Source organism: Vibrio sp. IB15 (assembly GCF_016406055.1).
GTDB classification, from domain to species: domain Bacteria; phylum Pseudomonadota; class Gammaproteobacteria; order Enterobacterales; family Vibrionaceae; genus Vibrio; species Vibrio chagasii.
Genome location: NZ_JAEFCE010000036.1, coordinates 21,667 through 42,378 on the forward strand (window position 1 = coordinate 21,667; position 20,712 = coordinate 42,378).

Below are 20,712 nucleotides of genomic sequence, written 5' to 3' on the forward strand. Positions count from 1 at the left end.
TATTTCGGTGATAACTGAAATACAAAGTAATGGAACAAAAAACGGTGGCTCAGTGCCACCGTTTTTTTGTTTTTATTGGTTATCGCTATCTATTCAAAGCCGAGTTTCTTAATCGCTTGATAGGCGTGATCCACTTCCTCTGGGATAGGCATTTCAATCTGAAAACCTTTAGCGGGGTACGATTTAATGCGTTCAAAATCCGCCACCAATGCGCCTAACACCATATCTAATGGCAACTCTTCATTAAAGTAATCGACCCAGTCCTGCCATTTGGAGGTTACGGTTATTTCCGTTGTCTCTTCAGGCCATTGTTTACTGAAGGTGGCGTAGGTTCGTTTCTCCATAAAAGGCTTCTGCACTAAGGTCAGTTTTTTCGGGGATAAGCCACACTCAGTAAGCAATTCGTATGTAAAGCGGACATTTTCACCAGTATTAGTCGCCTGTTTTTCAATGATAATGTCAGATTCCGGTACACCACTGTCTCGCGCAATCGCCGCAAAGGTTTCGGCCTCTGAACGGTCAAAATTGCCTTCAGTGAAGCGTCCAACACCACCGGAAAAAACGATGTAGGGCGCTATTTTTTGGTGATAAAGCTCGGCCGCATATTCCGCGACTCTTCTGTCGTTGCTACATAACACAAAAATACAGTCTGAAGGCTCAACTTTATGACCCATAGACATGAAATTCCAAAGCGTATCGATCGAACGGTGCAGCTTATTTAATGGTTGTTTAGTCATGAAGAGCGTCCAATGTGGATTCAAACTTAAACGAATAGCCTAAGTCGAGAATCTTTTTTGAAGAGATCAGTTTGTCTGGGTCATTAACAATAGGTGGAAGTGGCTCGTTACTATTCGCGCTCTTTAAGGCTGCAGCATAGAACTCCGCTTTGCTTACTGTGTTTGGCGTTGTCACATTCGCGACTTCGTTATGCAGGTGACTGATTGCAAAATCAACCGCACCAATCGCATCATCAAGGTGCAGCATATTCGCTGGGGCTTGGTTACTCACTTGCTTTAGTTTACTAGCAAATCTTGATGGGTGACGATTTGGGCCAATCAATCCACTAAAACGAAGGATGGTGTAATCGATATCAGAATCTATTACCGATTGTTCAGCTTGAAGCATGATTCGTGCGTTATCGGAAAATGAGTTAGCCTGATCGCTGTCAGCGAGTGCAAGCGCAAGTGATGCGTCATCTTCATAAAGAATGCCCGGTTTAGTTGGGTATACCGTCGTTGAACTGACCATGATGAGCTTTTTAATATTGGCTTTTTGGCAAGCGCTAATAAGTAACTGCCAATAGTCGGCATACTCTTTTCCTGCGCCTTTTCTAAAGCCGGGAGGGAAGCTGCCAATTACTATCTCGGAGTTGTTTTCGAGCAGCAAAGAGTAGAGTTGTCCCATGGTTTGATCAGGGTTTGACGAGTCAAAGCTGAATACTTCGCAGGGAATACGTTTACTACTGAGCGTGTCTGCACCTGCTTGGGTCGTTTTAGTGACGACGACGCGATTGCCATGTCTTTCTAGGTGTTCAGATAAAGGTGCGCCTACCCATCCAGCACCAACAATAAATATAGAAGCCATCTTTTCCTCACAACGACAAGCTAGGGATTTAATAAGCCTAACAAACCTTTGGCCAAAAATGAAAAAACTCCACGGCCGAAGCGAGTGGAGTTTTTACTATAACAGTAGCGCTTTATTTAAGTACGCGAAGTAGCTTGTCTGCACGCTCTGCCATCTCAATACCTTCATCGGTTAGGTAACCACCGTCTGGTTGAGTACAAAGGTTTTTTTCGAATAGGCGCTTAACGGCGTCTTGAGTCTCTTGGCTAGCCTCTTGATGAACTTTAATGCCGGTAGCAGCGCTACTTACATCAAATTGAAGAAGGAGGTTTAAATCAGCAATATGTTCAGCGTTGTACTTCATAATTAACCTATAAATTCATAACGTTCTCTACCTTCACCTTAGTGCGCATTCCCGGCTCAAGCAACAGCAAATAAATAGATTTGATAACTGATACCAAATTGAATGATTAATCGTCGCATGGTGAAGTTATTTTGGTTGGATTGAGTGATTTGTGCCCACTTAAATGGCGAATGATGTTTATTGCTAAATGGTTGTAATATATTGTTGAACTAGAAATATATTGCATTCAGCTAATATTGTACAAAAAAGGAAATGCATCAGTGAGAGCAAACAAAGTAGCATTAGTTCTTAGCATGCTATTTGCAATCTCAGGTTGTCAAAGCACACCCTCAGAGCAGACAGACGCAAATCAAACCACAAATAACAACAATGAATCTGCAGCAGAGGTCCGTTCTTTTCATTCAGTACAGGTTGTTTACGCAGAGTGGCAATCCAAGCTTGAAAGTCATGCTCAATTGTCTCTCTATGCTCCAGAGAATTACAATGAGTTGCTAGACGCATGGGAAGACGCTGAAAGTATTTATGCCGATTTACTAAAAGACGAAACGCGTCTGACTAAAAGTTATTCTATTTTTTCGAGCTTAACTTACGCTGAAGCCTTCGACGAGAAAATCGCACTAATCAAATCAAACTATGACGCAATCCTAGTGCTTAAGAAAAAAGCGGATAGAGTACTTGCTGATTCGATCGTGCAAATGGATTACCTAAAATACCTTGGTGCTGACACCATGTTTGCTTCGAGTTATAAGCGTTTGTATTCAGAATACAGTGAACTATTTGAGTATGTATTAGTTGATGAGCTAGAAGACGCTCAAGAAGCTCAAGTTGAATTCCTCAACAATGCTCGGCTGTTGGAAGTGAAAGTCGCACATAAGAAATACATCGAACCGTTAAAAGACGAATTAGAGTATTTAGAAGATGAAGATTTTGATGACGTTGTGCCGTTGACCTTTGCTAAGGCCTCTGCACAAATCGCGTTAGCTGAGAATCAGGTCAAAGCGAGCCCTCGTGAAAAGTCTATCATTGAAGATGCTGTTAAGGCTGCGGAGTTTGAGTTAGACCACGTACGAAGTGTCGCTCATGAAGTTAAAGTACTTGCGAGCATAAAAGGGGACAAGTTCGAGCAATCGGTGTTGAATGCTGAAAATCAGCTATTAAGCATTTCACAAGTGATCAACGATGAAGATTACCGTGACGTTGTGCTACGTCTTCAGTCTCAAAAAATTGTTGCCAGCATTAAAGCGCTTAAAAGCTCAGACATGACAGCTTTGCTGAAATCTGAAATCGAGTCTCTAACTGAACAAGTTGCGACATTAGAAAACGCAAACCAGCAGCAGGCGCAGCAGTTGTCAGAAGCAACAAAACGTAGTCAACTTCTCGACGAACAGATAACCAAGAGTGATGCACATATTAAGAGCTTAGAAGAGCTAGTGGACAGCCTGAAGACGCTTGGTGGTAAAGTTGCTAACGAAAGCGATCCTGATCTAGCACTCCCTAGTCCGGAACCAGACCGTACGGATGCTGCTTTAGAATCTGTGTCTGAAGAAGTGATTGAACCGTCGGTTTAAGACAACGAATCTCTTGAACTGTGATTGAGTTAAAAGCGCCTGAGGGCGCTTTTTTACGTTCTGTTGATCTATGTCAAAATCTAGAAATAAAAGCCTTAAAAACACGGTTTTAGTGTACGCCATTTCTTAGGCTTTAACGTAACTTGTTGATATTTATAGATGTGTTGTTTTTATCGTTGGTGAAATTTCATTCACCAGACTTTTCTTTTTACTACTAAAGTCGTATGAAATTTCAATATCATTCCAGGTTTGGCGTGTTCTTGGTTGGTGAGGAGAATTAAGGCTTAAAATAGCTCTTGAATTAAGAAATGAAAGAGAGGATTATCGCGCTCCCGACGACATGTTTCAAAATGTAAATCATCATGAATCTAAACCAATTTGACTCATTATTACCGCCACAAATGGCTGAGCGCGCTGCAGATATTGGCGTAGGTAAAGCAACCAAAGATCCAATCAAATCTTTTCTTCTAGCGATTTCAGCTGGTATCCATATCGGTATTGCGTTTGTGTTCTACACTATCGTAACGACTGGTGCTGGCGATCTGCCATGGGGTATTACTCGCTTGTTGGGCGGCCTAGCATTTAGCTTAGGCTTAATTCTTGTTGTAGTTACTGGCGGTGAACTGTTTACCAGTTCGGTACTAACCTTGGTGGCTCGTGCAAGTGGCAAGATCACTTGGCACACCTTAGTGAAAAACTGGGCGACGGTTTACATTGGAAACCTGATTGGTGCGTTATTGCTGGTGGCTTGTATGCTACTGACGAAGCAATACATGTTTGATCATGGTCAGGTTGGCTTAAACGCGATGGCGATTTCTCAACACAAAATGCACCATGATTTCATTCAAGCGGTCGCGCTTGGCATCATGTGTAATGTGCTGGTGTGTATCGCGGTATGGATGACATTCAGCGGACGCACACTCACTGATAAGATCGCAGTGATGATCCTACCAGTAGCGATGTTTGTATCAGCAGGCTTTGAGCACTGTATTGCAAATATGTTCCAAGTTCCGCTTGCTATCGGTATCAAGACATTTGCTCCTGCTGAGTTCTGGGCCATGACAGGTGCTAACCCTGCCGATTATGTCGACTTAAACATGATCGACTTTCTGATGAATAATCTATTGCCTGTGACTTTAGGTAACATCATCGGTGGTGGCATCTTTGTCGGCATGTGGTACTGGTTAATCTACCTGCGTGACTAAGATATAGCGCCACTAGTTATCAGTGAGTAGTCAGAGCTGTTGATGAAGCTCACTTAAACACTCAACTTACTTATGACATTAAAAAGACGGTCTGCATTGCAGGCCGTTTTTTATTTGTGGAAAACCATGTCGTTCATGTCCTCAATTACTAAGAAAAGACTCAACAACAATGATCAGCACATGTGTATATGTCGTTGAAAGTAAGCAAAGATCAATGTGAATGATCTTTTGAAAGGGCGAAGTGGACAAAAAAGGATCTATATTGATTTGGTTATCCACAGATTCTGTGGATAACCTGTCTCAAATTCAGTGAGTAACCAGATCTCAAAAGAGGTGAGAGGTTATTTCGAAGGTTGGATTTGGGCGAGAACTCGCCCCTCTTTAGTTAGTGATGTCTTTAAAGATAGGTGTAATGCGAGGGCCAAAGAGCAGCTCATCATCACGAAAATAGCCAACATGATGATCAGTTGATATTTAATTGCGATCATTGGCGAAGCCCCTCCAAGAATTTGTCCTGTCATCATTCCTGGTAGCGTTACTAAGCCGGTCGTAGCCATAGACGCTATAATCGGTGACATCGCTTTCTGGATCGCTGTACGTACAAAAGGTGCAGCAGCGTAGCTTGGTGCGGCTCCTAGGGCGACTGCTGCTTCATATTCTGACCTTTGGGTTTCAAAAGCACCAAACAAGTTCTGCAGTGCCACGATATTACTGCTTAAGCTATTGCCTAATAACATCCCCGCAATGGGAATAAGGTACTGCGCATTAAATAGCGGCGTCGGTTTAATAATAAAAAAGCAGATGAATAGAACAATAGGGACACAGGTCACTGCAAGGCTAACGGCTACCGGGGCTAGCAGTAGCTTTTGGGGCAGTTTGGACTTTTCAACAATTGAGCTCGCACCCACTATTATCATGGCGAACAACCACAATAAGTTGACCCATAAGCTATTCAAAGTGAACAGGTACTCCAAGTAAACACCAACTAGAAATAGCTGAATAGCCATGCGAACAATGCTAATAGTGGCCTCTTTACCCAGACCTAATTTCAGTTTGTGATTAATTGCAATGGGCAGGATAAGAAGTGAGCTAAAAAACAGCAACTGCCACCAAGATATGTCTATAACGTCTTGCATAGTGCTTCCTTTTAATTGGATACACATCATATCTGAAAGTGCCAAATGATGCATTTCAGCTCTTCAACAGTGAATTCAAAAAGTACTCAATAAATTAACAATGCGAGTACAAATTATTGGTCGTTTAAGGCATTTTTAGCTACTACTTAGTAGGTCAAACGTTAAAAACGGTTACAATGTAGTTGCATAGATGTTGGTTTTTAACATCTTTGAAATGTACTTAATTCTTCACATTTGTTAATACTTTTTAATATGTTTCTTTAACTGAAAACAACTCTGGATGAGCTCAAAAAAGTATTGATTAGCAAGGGTTATAACGGGAGATTTCATTGAACCCTACTTTGCGTATGGTTAAAATTTGTTGTTAGATACTCAAGAACTTTAGCCCCCTAGAATGGGCTACTCGAAATTACTAAATACAAAATAGGCAAAATGTATGAGTGATGTTAACAAAATTGAAACTGGCGAAAAACGCTCGCTGGAGTGGCAATCTTTCCTCTTCATTGCAGTGGTTCTCTTTCCAATATTAAGTGTTGCTTTTGTAGGTGGTTACGGCTTCCTAGTTTGGGCATTACAAGTGTTTGTATTCGGACCTCCTGGTGCTCACGGCGGCATGTAATGCCCTCTAGTAACAACAATTTTTAAAATCAATATTTAAGAGAGCTAAACATGAAATCATTTTTAGTTAAATTATGGCGCACGATGACTCGCCCAGCAGTACACATCAGTTTGGGTGTACTAACTATGGGTGGCTTTATCGCCGGTGTTATTTTCTGGGGCGGTTTCAATACAGCGCTAGAACACACAAATACAGAAGAGTTCTGTGTAAGCTGTCACACCATGCGTGACAACGTATACGTAGAGCTACAAGAAACGGTTCACTGGAAAAACACTTCTGGTGTGCGTGCTACTTGTCCTGACTGTCACGTTCCACATGAATGGACAGCAAAGATCGCACGTAAGATGCAAGCATCTAAAGAAGTATTCGCTCAAGTATTTGGTGATCTAGACACGCCAGAGAAATTCGAAGCTCGTCGTATTGAATTGGCTAAACACGAATGGGACCGTTTCTCTTCGAACAAGTCTCTAGAGTGTAAAAACTGCCACAACTACGATTCAATGGATTTCGAGAACATGCGCCCAACAGCGCGTATTCAAATGAAGAACGCAGCAGAGCGTGATCAAAGCTGTGTTGACTGTCACAAAGGTATTGCTCACAACCTTCCATTAGATATGGAATCGGCTAGTGGTATCGTTGGTGAGCTTGAGCAAGTTGCTAGCAGCACTTCTTACTCTAATGGTTCAGACGTGATTTCAATTCGTCACCTTCCAATGTACACGGATGAGACTGCAACCGTTGAAGCGGGTCTACTAAGCCCTGCAAGTAAAGTTGCTGTGATCGATGAGAAAGGCGACATGATCAAGATTCAAATCGACGGTTGGCGTAAAGCGAAAGGCTTCGGACGTGTAATCCAAGAAGACTTCGGTATGAACATCTCAACAGCGATCTTGACGAAAGAAGTATCTCAAAGTGACGTAATCACTGTTGGCGAGAAGAAAGAAGATGAGCTAACTGGCCTTCCATGGGAAGAAGTTAACCTAGCACTTTGGATGAAGAAAGAGTCTATGGTTGATAACTTCGATCCAATCTGGAACGCCGCTGGTCAAGCGTATCAATCTAACTGTTCAACTTGTCACTCACAACCAGATGAAGCGCACTTCAGTGCTAACGGTTGGGTAGGCATGCTAGATGGTATGATTGCATTCGTTAACTTCGATACAGATACAGAAGCATTGGTTCTTAAGTATCTACAGAAGCACTCATCAGATTTTTCTGAAGGCCATCACTAATAAGACGTCAATTGGAGTAACACAATGGCAATTACAAGAAGAAGTTTTCTGAAAGGTGTCGCAACGACGAGTGCGGCATCGGTTATCGGTCCAAGCTTATTGGCGTCGGCTTCAGCATCTGCTGCAGAAACAGACGGCACATGGAAAGTCTCTGGTTCTCACTGGGGTGCATTCCGAGCTCGCGTTTACGCGGGTAAAGTACAAGAAATTAAACCTTTAGAAATCGATCAACACCCAACAGAGATGTTGAAAGGTATTAAAGGTATTATCTACAGCCCATCTCGTGTGCGTTACCCAATGGTTCGCCTAGATTGGTTTAAGAAGCACAAATACAGCGCTGACACGCGTGGTAACAACCGCTTTATTCGTGTGACTTGGGATGAGGCACTAGACCTTGTTTACCGCGAACTAGAGCGCGTACAGAAAGATTACGGTCCATGGGCGCTTCACACTGGTCAAACTGGTTGGAGACAAACTGGTCAGTTCCACAGCTGTACTAACCACATGCAACGTGCAATGGCACTTCACGGTTACTCTGTGAAGAAAATCGGTGACTACTCAACAGGTGCTGGTCAAACGATCATGCCTTACGTGCTGGGTTCTACTGAAGTTTACGCACAAGGTACATCTTGGGAACTTATCCTAGAAAACAGTGACAACATTGTTCTTTGGGGTAACGATCCAGTTAAAAACCTTCAAGTAGGTTGGACATGTGAGACTCACGAGTCTTTCGCATACCTAGAACAGCTGAAAGAGAAAGTTGCTAAGAAAGAAATCAACGTTGTTTCTGTTGACCCTGTTAAGAACAAAACAGGCCGTTACCTAGAAAACGAGCAGTTCTACATCAACCCACAAACTGACGTGGCGTTCATGCTTGGTGTTGCTCACGTACTTTACAATGAAGGTCTATACGACAAGAAGTTCATCGAAACTTACTGTCTAGGTTTTGAAGACTTCATCAAGTACGTTCAAGGTGAAACGAAAGATAAAGTTGAGAAGACTCCAGAGTGGGCTTCTGCTATCTGTGGCGCTAGCGCGGATTCTATCCGTGACTTCGCTAAGATGCTGGTTAACGGTCGTACACAAATTCTTGTTGGTTGGAGTATCCAGCGTCAACAACACGGTGAGCAGCCTTACTGGATGTGTGCAGTTATCGCAGCAATGGTTGGTCAAATTGGTCTACCTGGCGGTGGTATCTCTTACGGTCACCACTACTCTGGTATCGGTGTATCTTCAACTGGTTTCGCTGCTCCGGGTTCTTTCCCGCTGAACATCGACCAAGGTCAGAAACCTAAGTACACAAACACAGATTACAACGGTTACAGCCGCGTAATCCCAGTTGCTCGTTGGGTTGATAGCTTGCTAGAGCCTGGTAAGAAGATCAAAGCGAATGGCGCAACGGTAACACTGCCTGATATTAAGATGATGGTATTCAGTGGTAACAACCCGTGGCACCACCACCAAGATCGCAACAAGATGCGTAAAGCATTCAAGAGCCTACAAACTGTAGTTGCTGTTGATTTCGCTTGGACTGCAACTTGTCGTCACTCTGACATCGTGCTTCCAGCATGTACTCAGTGGGAACGTAACGATATCGATGGTTACGGCGCATACTCAGGCCGTGGTTTGATCGCGATGCATAAACTAGTGGATCCTCTGTTCCAGTCTAAGACTGACTTCGAGATCATGTCTAGCCTAACTAAACGTTGGGGTCGTTACGACGATTACACGCGTGGTATGGACGAAATGCAGTGGGTTAAATCTCTGTACGACGAATGTCGCGCAGCAAACGAAGGCAGCTTCGAAATGCCTGAGTTCGCTGAGTTCTGGGAAAAAGGCTTCCTAGACTTCGGTAAAGGTAAGCCATGGACTCGTCACGCTTCATTCCGTGAAGACCCAGAGATCAACGCATTAGGTACACCTTCTGGTTTCATCGAAATCACAAGCCGTACTGTTGGCAACATGGGTTACGAGCACTGTCAGGAACACCCAATGTGGTTCGAGAAATCTGAACGTTCACACGGTGGTCCAGGCTCTGACAAACACCCGTACTGGCTACAATCTTGTCACCCAGACAAGCGTCTTCACTCTCAGATGTGTGAATCTGAAGAGTGGCGTGCGACTTACGCGGTACAAGGCCGTGAGCCAATCTACATCAACCCAGTTGATGCTAAGAAGAAAGGCATCAAAGACGGTGACGTAGTACGTGTGTTCAACGACCGTGGTCAACTACTAGCAGGTGCTGTTCTAATGGATAGCTACGCTCCTGGTGTTGTACGTATCGAAGAAGGCGCTTGGTACGGCCCGATCAACGAGAAAGTGGGCGCGCTAGATACATACGGCGATCCAAATACACTAACTCAAGACATCGGTACTTCTGAGCTAGCTCAAGCGACGTCAGCAAACACATGTTTGGTCGACTTCGAGAAGTTCCAAGGCAAACTGCCTCCAGTAACTTCATTCGGTGGCCCAATCGAAGTTTCTTAAGCATCTCGCGTAAAAGCTAAGATTAAAGCTTGAATTAAAGCCCCTGTAAGCACTCTTACAGGGGCTTTTTGTATTTTATCTACTGTCCTTGTATTTACGGTCAATCAACTGTGTAGCGCGTTTAGAAGCGTATTGAGGGGGAGCTAGTAACTGTATAGGTTAGAGGGCGTTTACAAATAAGAGCGGTGGAGAGTAGTGATTAGAGTGACCAAGGGTTAGAAAGCAAAAAGGTCGATACCAAGTACCGACCTAAATAGGGACTTATCGAGCTTTGAGATCTAAACCTCGAACATAAACCAATATCCGTATGCGCAGATTAATGCGGGCGCACTAGAGTACAACGTAGCGACTAATGCAGCTTTAGGTGCCATTGCAATGGCAGGGAATAGGGCATCACCATCATTTGAAATTGCATTACCTATCTGTGCTGAAAGTGGAAGCGCACTTGAAAGGTAAAGGCTAGTCACCAATAATTGTGGCCCACAGCCCGGTAGCAAACCCATCAGGACTCCAGCCAGGGGGAGCATAATTCCCCAGCTTGAGAATAGCGTCGCAAAATCAACATTTGCTATCACAGAACCAAACTCAAAGAACAAAAAGGCAACCACCACCCAAGCGGTAACAAAGTTTGTGTCCTGAGCGGTCTTTTGAAGTGGGTGAGAGCCGACACACTTTTCATCTTCACTTACCGCCGATTTGTAATCTTCAATCTCGCGAGTTAGCCCCCAAAGAAACATTGAGCTAATCAACAGAATTGCGCCGACCCATTCCATAGACATCTCGGGTAAGGCGAGCAGTTCGTTGACATCAACTTGAAAAGAGCCAAGTAGGGCAACCGCTGCTCCAGGAATAATTAGAACCGACCAAAGGTAGCCTTGCAGGTTAATCGCTTTTTTAGACACCGCTTCTTTGGTCTGAGATTGAGACGAACAGTTAGCGGCAGATACATTTGTCTCAGCTTGTTTTGGGCGTAAGAAATCATCGGCATGGAATAGGTTAATGATTCGGCCTGACGCAGTACCAACAATGACCCCCATCGCCATCATAGCTAATCCCGTTTTTGGCTCGCTGGCGATAAGTAGAAAGGCAGCATCACCCATAGTGGATACGAGCACGGCGACGACAGCGCCAAACCCGAGCTTACCTGAAATAAACTGAGTGGTTACTACGATTGCGCCACCACAGCCGGGTAGGGCACCCATTAAGGCGGCGAACACAACTTGGTTAGAGCGAGACTGATGGACCAGCTTGCTGAATACGTTGTCTTTGTTGATGTAAAGACTCAACCAGTGGTAGACCGCTAGGGTTAAAGCGACATAACAAGATACCGCCCAGAAGGCGTCTGATAATGTGGTTACGGTCAATTCACGCGTTGCAGGTGCCGCGACCAAAGCTGCTAATGAAATAGGTAACAGTAGGCGCTTGAATGAGAGTGAAAACTGAGTTGTTTTCGAAGCGCGACTGCTTGGTAATAAAGAGATTAGTCGGTCCATAGGTGTTACTCAAAATAGATGTCTTAGGATTAATATATACGAATGATAATAATTATCAATTGCATCTTTGTTTTTTTTATCTATTCTGGATGTGGGAGAAACCGACGAAACATGACCAATCTAAAAAAATAGGGTAAAGTATGCCTAATAAAGAGAGGCTCTATAGGTAGAGTCGTAATTGTTAGTGTAATAGGAAGAAACATGATTTTAGTTGTTGGTCACAAAAACCCTGATAGTGACAGTATTTGTAGTGCGTTAGTTGCAACTGAGCTTCTTAAAGCTCGTGGCGAAGAAGCGACACCAATTCGCCAAGGCGAGATCAACCGCGAAACTCAACACATTCTTGAAGTTGCTGGTGCAGACATGCCAGAACTTCGTACTTCTGTTGCTGGTGAGAAAATCTGGCTAGTAGACTACTCAGATCTAGCACAAGCACCAGATGATGTTGCTGATGCAGAGATCCTAGGTATTGTCGATCACCACCGTCTAGGCGACGTGATGACAGTAAACCCTATGGAAGCTTGGATCTGGCCTGTTGGTTGTACAAACACAGTACTTTTCAACATGTTCAAGATTGAAGGTCACGCTATCTCTCAACAAATCGCTAAGCTAATGATGTCTGCAATCCTTTCAGACACTGTTGGTTTCGCATCTCCAACTTGTACTCAAAAAGACAAAGACGCGGTTGCTGAACTTGCTGAAATCGCTGGCGTAGAAGACGTTGATGCATTCATCAAAGCACTTCTAATCGCTAAAACAAACATCGAAGGCCTATCTGCTGCACAACTAGTAGAAAAAGACCTTAAAGGCTACCCATTCAACGGTCGCGATGTTGTTGTTGGTCAAGTTGAGCTTGCGACTCTTGAGCAAGTTGACGGCATGATCGAAGCGCTTGAAGCGGATCTTGAAGAGCGTTGTGAGAAAGACGGTCTAGCATTTGCAGCTGTAATGCTAACTGACATCACTACTGCTCAAACTCGCCTTCTTTACAAAGGTGAATGGGCTGAGAAATTGGTTAAGCACGAAAAAGACGGCATGCTAATGATGGAAAACACGTTGAGCCGTAAGAAGCAAGGCTGGCCTTGGCTACAAGGTGAGCTTGTTTAATCAAGTCACTTAATAATAAACGCCTGCTAAATTTAGCAGGCGTTTTTCTTTGAAGTGAGCACTTTTCTTCATCGATAATATTTGCAGTTAAAAGCACTCTGCATAAAATAACTTTAAGCGCAAAGTTACTGACTAAAGTAGGAAATTAAGATGACTACACAGCTAGACGATAAAAGAATCGCAGAAATCAATAAGTATACGGGTGAGCAACGCCTAAAGTACTGTGTGAAAGAAATCGTAGCAAACCGTGAAGTATGGATCTTAACCGATGAGCACGGTTGTGTAATGCTAAACACAGAAGACGAAGATTGCGTACCTGTATGGCCAAATCAAGAGTTTGCTGAGTCATGGGCGACAGGTGACTGGGCTGAGTGTAAGGCTGAGTCTATCTCATTAAATAAATGGCACAGTCGCTGGACAAATGGCCTAGAAGACGACGAACTTGCTGTGGTTGTATTCCCTAATGAGCAAGAAGAAGGCGTTATCCTGTTCCCTGATGAATTCGACTTCGAGCTGAAAAAACAGGCTGCTAAGCGCTAGTTCTTTCGTCATACCGTAACATCGTAAGTCAGCGCTGCCTTTCTTAGGTAGCGCTATCATTCAATTATCCCATCTAAGTTGCTTCCAACTTGTATTCGTCAATATCCAATCAACTGATACAAGGGTGCTTGCTGTGCGGCTTTAGAAGCTTGTTGAAGCACACCTGTTTTGCTGTATCTCCTGAGTATCTTTCGAACGATAGGTTTTACTTCAGATTTTGTCATTCCAGCTTTTAGTTCTGGTTCATACAATAGTTGCAGTAGCACTACATCTAACGGCGATAATAAGTCTTCTGGCGTGTGGTCGTTGAAAATAGAAGGGTAGGCTTTATCTGAATCATTGGGCAGGCCTAGAACCTGAGTGATCTCTTCTACGATACAGGCGACGAGCTTGCCTCGAGATCTTGCCTGATCTACGGGAATTACAATCCCAGCGTAAACAATCTCACCTTGAGAATTGGTTCGATAACCCGCCGTACAGATGGCGCTATTTAAATGCTGAGTTGATTTGAGCTTGAGTACTGATTTCGCCTCAGACAACCACTGACTCTGCCTCGTGTATATCCACTTAACGTTCGCTTCAGACTCTTTATCGACGAGTGAGATAGGATGCTGGGTCACTTGAGCTAAGTGTTGGATATGCAGCTCTGCGAGTTCTTGATGAAGCTCTTTATCGCCGACACGATGGTCAATCCAAATTTTGATCGGTTGCTGCCATTTGGCGAGTGGTTTTGTTCCTGAGGAGTATTCGTGTTGCAGTGCCACGTTATAAAACGCGGTTTCTATGAAGGCTTTATCTAACCAAGTAAGCGGTGTGCTTGCCGCTTTAAATGAGAGGCTAACAAGCAAGAGGGGAAGCATTGTAGCAGCTCGTAACATACTTTCCCTCCTACTGAACATAGCGTGGTTCTAGCTTAGTCGTTTCAGCTTAGTGGTTTGGCGCTTTGGAGAAATGGCTCTCAACCAGTCTTTGGGTGATTTGGTGACCTGGGTTGGTTAACACTTCATCGGTGTCTCCGCTCTCAACCACATCACCTTCGTGCATCACGATGATCTTATCGGTGATGTGCTTAACAATGCCAAGGTGTTGAGATACGTAGACGAAGGATACGCCCATCTCTTCTTGAAGTTCTAAGAATAGGTTGATGATCTGAGAACGCATTGCCATATCTAGACCGTTCAGAGCTTCGTCAGCGACAATGATTGATGGCTGAAGTATCAGGGCGCGAGCTAGACAAACTCTTTGTTTCTGGCCCGCTGCAAGCATCTGAGGGTAGAAGTAAGCATGCTCTGGTAGAAGACCTACACGTAATAGTGTGTCCTTTACACGGCGCATACGGGCTTCTGGCGGCATGTTGGTGTTTCGCTTCAGTGGACCTTCCAGAATACGGCCAATCTGAATACGCGGGTTAAGCGATGTGTTGGGATCTTGGAAGATCATGCGAATCAACTTACAGCGAGTCGAATAGTCTTTATGCTCTAGCTTTTCACCGTTTACACGAATCTCACCCGCAGTCGGTTCTACCATGCCTGCTAGCATTCTTGCTAACGTCGATTTACCAGAGCCGTTTTGACCAATAAAGCCGATCGTTTGGCCTGCTTCAAGCGTAAAGCTTACCGGCTTCACCGCTTGATGAATCTTTTTACGGAAAAGACCAGAGCGAGTCGTAAAGTCTTTGGATAATTCACTGACTTCTAATAATGCACTCATGATTTCTTTTTCTTCTCCATATTCAGAGGGAAATGACAGTTAAACTTATGGTTTTTGATTCGTTTAGTATGTGGGATTTCCACACACTGTCTTTGCGCGTAAGGGCAACGTGGACCCAATCGACAACCAATAGGAAGATGTTGTAGTGGAGGAATCGATCCTGGTAGCGACTGAAGTTTCTCTTTGTGTGGAATCCAGTCGTTGAAGTCTGGCATCGCTTTCAACAGAGCCACCGTGTATGGGTGCTTTGGTGCATCCAACAGTTTTTGCGTATCCGCAGATTCAACAGACTGACCACAGTACATAACAGTAATTCGAGTCGCCCATTGAGTGATGGTCGTTAAGTCATGGCCGATCAGGATGATTGTCGTGTTATGGAGCTGATTCATTCGGCTCAATAATCGCAAGATCTGAGACTGGGTAATCGGGTCCAAGTCGTTGGTTGGTTCATCGGCAATCAAGACTTTCGGTTTGGCAGCGATCGCCATCGCGATCATCACCTTTTGACACTCACCATCAGTGAGCTCGTAAGAGTAGCTGTCCAATAGGCGCGAGTGATCTTTGATGCCGACTTTGTGCAACAGAGCGATAGCTTGCTTCTTGCGCCACTTAAATCGTTGCCACCATCGACCTTCAAAGGCGTGTGAGGGAATGGCTTCGATCAGTTGATTGCCCACTTTTTCTGAAGGATCAAGACACGTTGATGGCTCTTGGAAAATCATCGCAATATCACGAGCAATGACACGTCTGCGCTCTTTAGGGGTCAGTTGAAGCAGGTCAACATTCCCGAGTCGCATACGGTCAGCGGATACCTTCCAGTTTTCTTTACAAACACCAACGATCGCTTTAGCAACCAAGCTTTTACCAGAGCCTGATTCACCTACTAAACCACGAATTTCCCCTTCATTGAGGGTAATACTCATTCGATCTACCGCTTTAACCATCCCTTGAGGAGTCTCAATTTCGATAGTTAGATGTCGAATATCAAGTAATGGCATTATTCGATTCCTGCATTTAGCGCTTGGCGAACACCTTCACCGACGAGGTTAATCACAATTACTGTAAACATAATGGCTAGGCCAGGTAGGGTTACTGTCCATGGTGCGAGATAAATAAGTTCTACAGAATCACCTAGGATAGAGCCCCATTCGGTGCTTGGTGCCTGAGCGCCAAGACCAAGGAAGCCTAAGGCGGTGATATCAAGAATTGCGACGGATAACGCCAGTGTAATTTCTAGTGCCACCACAGTAAGAATATTTGGAAGAATCGAGTTCCACAGCAGGTAGAAGTCGTTCGCACCATCAAGGCGAGAAGCCAGAATATAGTCTTTCTCTACCTCAGCATGCACGGCAATGTAGACCGAGCGAATAAAGCGCGGAATCAATGCCAAACATAAGGCCAGCAAGATATTGAACTCGCCAAAGCCAAGGAATGCTACAAAGATGATTGCTAGTAGCAGAGACGGAATCGACATCACCGTATCAAGCAGGTGGTTTAGAGTACTTGATAGCAAACCACGCGTCATACCCGCAAGCACGCCAATGAGACAGCCAATAACGGCAGCGATAAAGGTAATCACGACCGCCGCACCAAAGGTAAGCTGAGAGCCAATGATTAAGCGAGAAAGAATATCTCGGCCTAGATCGTCTGTACCCAAGAAATATTCAACAGTACCTGCTGGATCCCAAGATGGCGGTGTTAAAAGATGACCCGTTTGCTCTTGTGCGTCATGGGGAGCTAACCACGGAGAAGTGATCGTCACCAGAATGATAAGTATCAAACACCACAAGCCAAACATCGCAAGGTTGTTAGAGCGGAAGCTACGCCAGAAGCGCTCAAACTGGGTAGGAATCTGTTCTTCCTGGTAGACGTTATTTGTTAGCATACCATTCCTTCCTTACCAGTGGGTTGACCATAGCGCCTAGCAGGTCAGACAGAATATTTGCAGTCAAAACCAGAGTTGCCACCACAATTACGCCAGCTTGAATAGAAACGTAATCTTGATTCGATAAAGCATCCAATAACCAGCGGCCAATTCCCGGCCAGTTAAAGATAGATTCCGTAATGATCGCAAGCGTTAACATACTTGAAAGTTGAACACCGACCTTAGGAATAATCGGTGGAATCGCATTGCGCAATACATGTTGAGTAACGATCTCTCTTGTTGATAGACCTTTAATACGCGCCGCGCGAATGTAGTTTTGCGTCATTACTTCAGCCACTGATGCTCGCATGAGACGAATAACTTGAGTCGTTGGTGCTAATGCTAAAACAAGACACGGCAGCGCCATGTGCTCGATGACACTTTGCAAAGCGTGTGCGCGGTAGCGACCTTCAGCAAAAAAGGCATCGATGATCGCAAAGCCAGTCACATGTTCAATCTCATAAAGTAGATCGTATCGCCCGCCAACAGGGAACATCTCAAAATGCAGTGAGAAGACCATGATCATCAATAGTGCGACCCAGAATATAGGTGCAGAGTAACCTGCCATCGAGGTAAACGAGATAGTGGTGTCGACAAATTTACCTTGTCTCATGCCCGCGATAGTCCCAAAAGGGATACCAATTAAGAGCGCTAATACAAAGGCAAAGAAACACAGCTCTAATGTCGCTGGGAAAACGACCACAAGCTCATCAATGATTGGTGTACCGTGCTTGCTTAAGCCAAAGTTTAGTGTTGATAGCTCTGTGATATAGCTTATCCAACCGGGCCAGAAATCTTGAATCGCCCACGGTGAGGTTTGATCGAGTCGCAGCAACGAAAAGCCGACCATCGTCAGGATCGCAAGCGTGATAACGAACAGATTAATGCGTCTTAATGTATACCAAAACATCAGTGCACCTCTCTTCTGACTTGATCAAAAGGTTGGGCATTGAACGGGCTCTGTTTGAAGCCAGTTAAAGAACGATCATGTACGCGGAACTGCACTCCGTGAGCCAGAGGAATCACGGGTACTTCCTCGTTGAGAATGTTTTGGGCTTGGCGATACAAGTTTACACGGTGCCTTTGTTGGTTGATCTCTAAGGCTAAGTCCAGAAGGAAATCAAAGTCTGAATTACACCACATCGATACGTTGAGACCTGCGCGCTCAGAGCTGCATGAGAGCAGAGGGCGCAAGAAGTTATCAGGGTCACCAGTATTACCGATCCAGCCTGTTAACAGGAGATCTGTTGAGGCGATCGAAGACAGTTGTGTACGGTCGAATCGATCGTCAGTGTAAAGTTTCAATTCGATGCCGATGTCCGCTAAATTAGCTTGGATAAGTTCCGCAGTTTTACGCGGACTTGGGTTGTAAGCTCTTGGCTCTAGCGGCACCCACATTGAAAGCTCTAATCCCGGCTCTACGCCAGCTTCTTTGAGAAGGGCTATCGCATAGTTTCGGTCATAACGCACTTGAACATTGTCTTTCTGATGAGCCCAAGATGTCGGAGGCAGCAGTGTATAAGCCTTGGTACCTGTACCGTAGTACACCGAATCAAGAATATTCTGGCGGTTGATAGCCAAGTTCAGCGCTTTACGTACGCGAGAGTCGCGTAGGGCTGGGTGCTCTGTATTAAGGGCGATGAAAGAGACATTCACCGCTGGTGTCGCGGATATCTGCAGCTCTTTATGTGCTTGAATGATTGGGATCTGGCTAGAAATTGGCGAGTTCAACACATCACATTCATTGCGCAGCAACTTAGCGAGGGTGCCGGTTCCGCGTTGTGAGGTATCGAAAACCACTTGGTCCATTTGCACATCACCTTTCCAGTAATGCTTGTTCTTTTTAAGACGCACCAAGTCATTGATTTGATATTCATCCAGATAGAATGGACCAGTACCAACCGGCTTCGAGTCGATTTCATTCTTCTCATCAGCAGCCACGAGTTGGTTCGCGTATTCCTTAGAGTGAATCACCGCGTAACTGGTCGCGATGTTATTTAGAAAAGAATTATCTGGGCGACTCAATTGGAATTTAACCGTTAAGTCGTCCACTGCCGTGATATCGACAATCAAATTCTTGAAGTCGATGCCCGCAAACCATGGGTATAGACCACCGCCCACATAGTGGAAGGGGTTGGAACTATCAATGATACGTTCGAAACTAAAAACCACATCTTGCGCGTTCATAGAACGGGTTGGCGTAAACCAGCCTGTGGTCTGGAACGCGACGTTAGGGCGCAGTTTGAAAGTGTATTCAGTACCTGATTTATCGACAGACCAGTTTGTTGCTAGATTCTGCTGTGGTCGATAAGTCATAGGATCGAGTGTGAGCAGCGTGTCGAAGATTTGCGGGCTCAGCGATTCTGCTGTAATTCCACTATCAACCAATTGAGGGTTGAAGGTACTAGGATTACCTTGGCCGCAATAAATGAAGCCTTTTTCACGAATTTGATCGTGATTCACACTCTCACCACATCCGGCTAAAAAGCTCAGCGTGCAGATGCTCAGTGATAGTCTTATTAGTGCTTTCATAAAAAGAAATACTTTTCGAAACGAGGCGTTAGAGGTGCCTCAAGATCCGGATAATTTAACATTTTATTTATTCGGCTCCAAATAATAATCCTATGAGTGTGGCTATTTCTCACTGCCTTGTCCGACAATCGCGTACTTCCTCACCATTCCCCTTAATTGGTTGTAGGTGAGTCCGAGTAATTCGGCGGCGTGTTTTTGGTTGTACTTGCTCTGTTTTAACGCTTGATTGAGCAGCTTGATGTCTTGCTGCTCTTGCCACGCTTTGTAATCAAGGGGCAAAGAAAACGAACCTTCAGAAGAAGTATGGCTGTTGGATGACTCATTGCCAATGTCTTGAGTCGATTCTTGATTCTTATCCCATGCTGGTTTAAACGGGTTAAATACCAAAGATTCAATAGGGTATGGGTTCTTACCATGTTGATAGATGGCACGCTCAATGACGTTTTTGAGTTCTCTTACATTCCCTGGCCAAGAGTATTCCAGTAAGGATTCTATGGCCGATGGCGCAAAGCCAACAAACAACTCGAGTTCTAATTCACGGCACATCTTAATGGCGTAGTATTCAGCCAGTAATGTGATGTCCTCTTTGCGTTCACGAAGCGGAGGGATAGTAATGACATCAAAGGCGAGCCTATCTAATAAATCGGCTCTAAATTCGCCTTTAGATGCCATCTCTGGCAGGTCAGCATTAGTTGCACACACCAGCCTTACATTTGCGCTTAGCGCTTTTTGCCCGCCGACACGTTCGTACTGTCCGTATTCAATAACACGCAATAGCTTTTCTTGCACTGCAAGGGGAGTTGTTGCCAGTTCATCAAGAAATAGTGTGCCGCCTTCCGCTCTCTCAAATCGGCCATGGTGACGACCTTTTGAGCCGGTAAAGGAGCCTGACTCATGACCAAACAGCTCTGAATCAATCAAGCCTTCACTTAGTGTTGAACAGTTTAGCGAGATCAAAGGCTGGTCCCAACGCTTTGAGAGGTAATGCAGCCTTTGTGCAATCAGCTCTTTACCTGTACCACGCTCTCCAATGATCAGAATAGGCCTCTCTATTGGAGCCAGTTGAGAAACTTTGTCCAAAACAGAAAGAAAGCTAGGTGATTCACCAATAAGATTCTGCTGCATACCGGGTCCTTGTGTTAGCTGAGCGCTGGTGGAGGTCATTTAGACTGTAGTGGTGAAAAATACCAATACTTGGTTAAATTCATCATAGCATGGTTCAGGTTAATCGC

19 protein-coding genes are annotated in these 20,712 nt (G+C 44.6%); 7 read left to right on the top strand and 12 right to left on the bottom strand.

Going from position 1 to position 20,712, the window contains the following annotated elements; all coding sequences use genetic code 11:
* Positions 1–89: 89 nt before the first annotated feature.
* The 3 genes from JC606_RS14110 to JC606_RS14120 all read right to left on the bottom strand — a co-directional run bounded on the left by JC606_RS14110 (position 90) and on the right by JC606_RS14120 (position 1,927).
* Complete coding sequence (locus JC606_RS14110) at positions 90–737, bottom strand: YdcF family protein (protein ID WP_198778793.1); 648 nt, start codon at positions 735–737, stop codon at positions 90–92.
* Complete coding sequence (locus JC606_RS14115) at positions 730–1,584, bottom strand: NAD(P)H-binding protein (RefSeq protein WP_137407803.1); 855 nt, start codon at positions 1,582–1,584, stop codon at positions 730–732. Before JC606_RS14115 ends, JC606_RS14110 begins: the two co-directional genes overlap by 8 nt.
* Positions 1,585–1,696: 112 nt before the next feature.
* Positions 1,697–1,927 (bottom strand): TIGR02647 family protein, encoded by a 231-nt coding sequence (locus JC606_RS14120; protein WP_008223560.1) that lies wholly within the window; start codon positions 1,925–1,927, stop codon positions 1,697–1,699.
* A 260-nt stretch (positions 1,928–2,187) separates the two neighbouring features.
* On the opposite strand from JC606_RS14120, the gene JC606_RS14125 reads away from it, so the two are divergent.
* Both JC606_RS14125 and focA read left to right on the top strand, forming a co-directional pair.
* The gene (locus JC606_RS14125; RefSeq protein WP_137407802.1) at positions 2,188–3,495 is read left to right on the top strand and encodes an ATPase; all 1,308 of its coding nucleotides are present in this window, start codon (positions 2,188–2,190) and stop codon (positions 3,493–3,495) included.
* A 362-nt stretch (positions 3,496–3,857) separates the two neighbouring features.
* Complete coding sequence (focA, locus tag JC606_RS14130; RefSeq protein ID WP_137407801.1) at positions 3,858–4,700, top strand: formate transporter FocA; 843 nt, start codon at positions 3,858–3,860, stop codon at positions 4,698–4,700.
* 341 nt (positions 4,701–5,041) lie between these two features.
* Here focA and JC606_RS14135 read toward each other — a convergent pair whose 3' ends face one another.
* Positions 5,042–5,836: an ABC transporter permease gene (locus JC606_RS14135; protein WP_137407800.1), complete on the bottom strand. Its 795-nt coding sequence runs from the start codon at positions 5,834–5,836 to the stop codon at positions 5,042–5,044.
* A gap of 436 nt (positions 5,837–6,272) precedes the next feature.
* On the opposite strand from JC606_RS14135, the gene torE reads away from it, so the two are divergent.
* The 3 genes from torE to torA are packed head-to-tail and all read left to right on the top strand — an operon-like array spanning position 6,273 to position 10,174.
* Positions 6,273–6,455, top strand: coding sequence for a trimethylamine N-oxide reductase system protein TorE (gene torE, locus JC606_RS14140; RefSeq protein ID WP_137407799.1), 183 nt, complete (start codon positions 6,273–6,275; stop codon positions 6,453–6,455).
* Between the two features lie 50 nt (positions 6,456–6,505).
* A complete protein-coding gene (gene torC / locus JC606_RS14145; protein ID WP_061031748.1) occupies positions 6,506–7,687 on the top strand; it encodes a pentaheme c-type cytochrome TorC in 1,182 nt (393 codons plus the stop codon).
* A gap of 24 nt (positions 7,688–7,711) precedes the next feature.
* Complete coding sequence (gene torA, locus JC606_RS14150; RefSeq protein WP_116870293.1) at positions 7,712–10,174, top strand: trimethylamine-N-oxide reductase TorA; 2,463 nt, start codon at positions 7,712–7,714, stop codon at positions 10,172–10,174.
* Between the two features lie 278 nt (positions 10,175–10,452).
* Here torA and JC606_RS14155 read toward each other — a convergent pair whose 3' ends face one another.
* The gene (locus JC606_RS14155) at positions 10,453–11,667 is read right to left on the bottom strand and encodes a putative manganese transporter (RefSeq protein ID WP_198778794.1); all 1,215 of its coding nucleotides are present in this window, start codon (positions 11,665–11,667) and stop codon (positions 10,453–10,455) included.
* Positions 11,668–11,868: 201 nt separating this feature from the next.
* Between JC606_RS14155 and JC606_RS14160 the strand changes: the two genes are divergently transcribed.
* Together JC606_RS14160 and JC606_RS14165 are read left to right on the top strand one after the other, a co-directional pair.
* Positions 11,869–12,774 (top strand): manganese-dependent inorganic pyrophosphatase, encoded by a 906-nt coding sequence (locus JC606_RS14160; protein ID WP_061031745.1) that lies wholly within the window; start codon positions 11,869–11,871, stop codon positions 12,772–12,774.
* Between the two features lie 150 nt (positions 12,775–12,924).
* A complete protein-coding gene (locus JC606_RS14165; RefSeq protein WP_004742050.1) occupies positions 12,925–13,314 on the top strand; it encodes a DUF2750 domain-containing protein in 390 nt (129 codons plus the stop codon).
* Between the two features lie 98 nt (positions 13,315–13,412).
* On the opposite strand, the gene JC606_RS14170 is transcribed toward JC606_RS14165, so the two are convergent.
* The 7 genes from JC606_RS14170 to pspF form a co-directional block, all read right to left on the bottom strand.
* Positions 13,413–14,192 carry a DUF2927 domain-containing protein gene (locus JC606_RS14170; protein ID WP_198778795.1) on the bottom strand — a complete coding sequence of 260 codons (780 nt, stop codon included), beginning with the start codon at positions 14,190–14,192 and terminating at the stop codon, positions 13,413–13,415.
* A gap of 49 nt (positions 14,193–14,241) precedes the next feature.
* Positions 14,242–15,024 carry a peptide ABC transporter ATP-binding protein gene (locus JC606_RS14175; RefSeq protein WP_137407796.1) on the bottom strand — a complete coding sequence of 261 codons (783 nt, stop codon included), beginning with the start codon at positions 15,022–15,024 and terminating at the stop codon, positions 14,242–14,244.
* Complete coding sequence (locus tag JC606_RS14180) at positions 15,021–16,022, bottom strand: peptide ABC transporter ATP-binding protein (protein WP_137407795.1); 1,002 nt, start codon at positions 16,020–16,022, stop codon at positions 15,021–15,023. Before JC606_RS14180 ends, JC606_RS14175 begins: the two co-directional genes overlap by 4 nt.
* Positions 16,022–16,909 (bottom strand): putrescine export ABC transporter permease SapC, encoded by an 888-nt coding sequence (gene sapC / locus JC606_RS14185; RefSeq protein WP_061031742.1) that lies wholly within the window; start codon positions 16,907–16,909, stop codon positions 16,022–16,024. Before sapC ends, JC606_RS14180 begins: the two co-directional genes overlap by 1 nt.
* The gene (locus tag JC606_RS14190; RefSeq protein ID WP_061031741.1) at positions 16,896–17,858 is read right to left on the bottom strand and encodes an ABC transporter permease; all 963 of its coding nucleotides are present in this window, start codon (positions 17,856–17,858) and stop codon (positions 16,896–16,898) included. The genes sapC and JC606_RS14190 overlap by 14 nt, the downstream gene beginning before the upstream one ends.
* Positions 17,858–19,480 (bottom strand): ABC transporter substrate-binding protein SapA, encoded by a 1,623-nt coding sequence (sapA, locus tag JC606_RS14195; protein WP_137407794.1) that lies wholly within the window; start codon positions 19,478–19,480, stop codon positions 17,858–17,860. Before sapA ends, JC606_RS14190 begins: the two co-directional genes overlap by 1 nt.
* A gap of 102 nt (positions 19,481–19,582) precedes the next feature.
* A complete protein-coding gene (gene pspF, locus JC606_RS14200) occupies positions 19,583–20,605 on the bottom strand; it encodes a phage shock protein operon transcriptional activator (RefSeq protein WP_198778796.1) in 1,023 nt (340 codons plus the stop codon).
* Positions 20,606–20,712 lie beyond the last annotated feature (107 nt).